This is a genomic window from Oleiphilus sp. HI0117, from assembly GCF_001635235.1.
This window is the reverse complement of the sequence record NZ_LWGA01000990.1, coordinates 1-2,501: the sequence shown is the minus strand read 5'-3', so window position 1 is coordinate 2,501 and position 2,501 is coordinate 1. Positions and strand designations below refer to the sequence as shown.

Annotated in this window: 2 protein-coding genes; one reads left to right on the top strand and one right to left on the bottom strand. The window is 42.8% G+C overall.

The window, feature by feature from the left end; genetic code table 11:
- Positions 1–1,165: phosphoglycerate dehydrogenase (serA, locus tag A3757_RS17890; protein WP_068740024.1), on the top strand; the 1,165-nt coding region annotated here is incomplete at its 5' end.
- A 100-nt stretch (positions 1,166–1,265) separates the two neighbouring features.
- On the opposite strand, the gene A3757_RS17885 is transcribed toward serA, so the two are convergent.
- Complete coding sequence (locus tag A3757_RS17885; RefSeq protein WP_068507260.1) at positions 1,266–2,306, bottom strand: alpha/beta hydrolase; 1,041 nt, start codon at positions 2,304–2,306, stop codon at positions 1,266–1,268.
- Between the last annotated feature and the right edge of the window lie 195 nt (positions 2,307–2,501).

Below are 2,501 nucleotides of genomic sequence, written 5' to 3'. Positions count from 1 at the left end.
TGCTGTGGAAACACTTAAAAAGGCAGGTTATACCAACATTGAATATTTGAAAACTTCTTTGGCTCAAGATGAGTTGATCGAAAAGATCGCAGATGCTCACTTCGTCGGTATTCGTTCACGCACTCAATTGACTGAGGAAGTATTTCAAGCCGCTAAAAAGCTAATCGCAGTTGGTTGTTTCTGTATTGGTACCAATCAGGTCGACCTTAAAGCAGCTACCAAACACGGTATCGCTGTTTTTAACGCTCCTTACTCAAATACTCGAAGTGTTGCCGAACTAGTACTTGCCGAAGCAATTCTACTACTTCGTGGCGTACCTGAGAAGAATGCTCTTGCTCACCGCGGTGGCTGGCTAAAATCAGCTACCAATAGCTACGAAATTCGCGGTAAAAAGCTCGGGATTGTTGGCTACGGCAGCATCGGCAGCCAGTTGAGCGTTCTTGCTGAATCATTGGGCATGAAGGTCTACTTCTACGATGTAGTAACCAAACTTCCTTTGGGTAATGCAACGCAACTTGATTCTATGGAAGACTTGCTTGGCATGTCTGATATTGTCAGCCTGCACGTACCTGAAACCGGTGCAACACAAGACATGATGGGACCAGAACAGTTTGCTCAAATGAAAGATGGCAGCATCTTCATTAACGCAGCTCGTGGAACAGTTGTTGTAATTGACGCATTATGTGAAGCACTTAAGTCTGGCCGAGTATTGGGCGCCGCAGTGGATGTATTCCCTGTAGAGCCTAAGTCAAACAACGAAGAATTTATTTCTCCTCTTCGCGAGTTTGATAACGTTATCCTAACGCCTCACGTTGGTGGTAGCACAATGGAAGCGCAAGCCAACATTGGTTTCGAAGTTGGTGAGAAGCTAGCTACCTATAGTGATACTGGTACTTCTATCACTTCGGTTAACTTCCCTGAGGTTGCGCTACCATCTCACCCAGATAACCACAGAATTCTTCATATTCATGAGAACATTCCGGGTGTTATGTCCGAGATCAACCAAGTGCTATCTGAAAACAACATCAACATTCTAGGTCAATACCTTCAAACCAACGAAGGCGTGGGTTATGTTGTAATTGATGTTAATAAAGAGTGCAGCGGTCTAGCGAAAGACAAGCTAAAAACAGTCAACGGAACGATTCGTTGTCGAGTTCTGTTCTAGAAACAATTCGATCCGCAAAAAGCAAAAAGCAAAAAGCCGCATCTCATTTGAATGCGGCTTTTTTACTTCTAAATTAAGACTTAATTCTAACGAAAAGCGCTTATGCCTTGGATGCTGAGCCTTTATTACGAACCTTAGTTACCTTCTTGGTCACTTTTTTGCCTGCCTTTTTTTCCTCAACAATACTCGTCGTGGAATTTGCATTAAACTCACTAAGCAAAGCGTCAAACACGCTCTGCCTTTTGAGAAGCGACTCATTTACCAGATGATGCTGCGCACCCTCTAGATAGGCTATTTTCACCTCACTAAACACTCTCTTTAGCACCGTGATATTGTGTTCCCAGTCAACTGTCATGTCGTCAGTGCCCTGAATAATCAATACCTTTCGTTTGAGCTTCTTACCACTTTCAATTCGTGGAACCCAATCGCGTAAGGCACTAATCCAGTCAACCGCCAACCACTTGGACTGCAAGGGGTCATGTTCTTTCAGAAACTTCAGGAATTTCACATCCGCGCTATTTTGTGAGAATGAGCGATGCCACACTTTGAAAAACGGTTTAACCAAAGAGTGAGCCTTTTTAACAAAGCTCCAGCCTTTAGGTCGCACCAGCGGCGCGAGCAAAACCACCTTATCAAAAGCTTCACCGTGCGTTTCAGTATGCATTAAGCGGTCAATCAAAACTGCCCCGCCCGTACTCTGACCAACACAGTGGAATGGTTGCGGTAGATTAGCGCGACACGACGCCAAACAAGCATCGATCGCCTCTTGATACTGCTGGAAACACTGAATTGAAGCAGGCTTGCCACTTGATAATCCATGTCCAGGCATATCATAGATAACAACCGCATAACCCGACTTTATTAAAAAGCGAATTAGGTGATGATATATTCCGGCATGATCGAAGTATCCATGAAACACAAACACGGTACCTTTAGCATCAAGTGGTTTAAAGCTTTGCATAACGATACGAAAGTCACTTGCATCAAGCCAACCTGCACGCTGCTCTAGTCCGTCGAACTCACGATAGAAAGCCATATCATAGAAGTCATAGTAATGCGCTATTTCCCCCTTAACTGCAGCTTTCGACTTAAACGAAAACTTACCTAACTCCATTAATAAGCGATCACGATCCCAATTCATTCAACTTCCTCAATTAACTACTTTGTATCTAGATGTAAACGACGCAATTAGACGTTTCTATTAGCTTTGTTAAAAATTAACAAACGCTCAGATACATAAACTCACATTTAACATTGTTTTAAATTAGAGCCCTAAAAAGCATCAATAATTTAGTTACAATATAACCACAACGACATACAAGGATATTTTAAATTG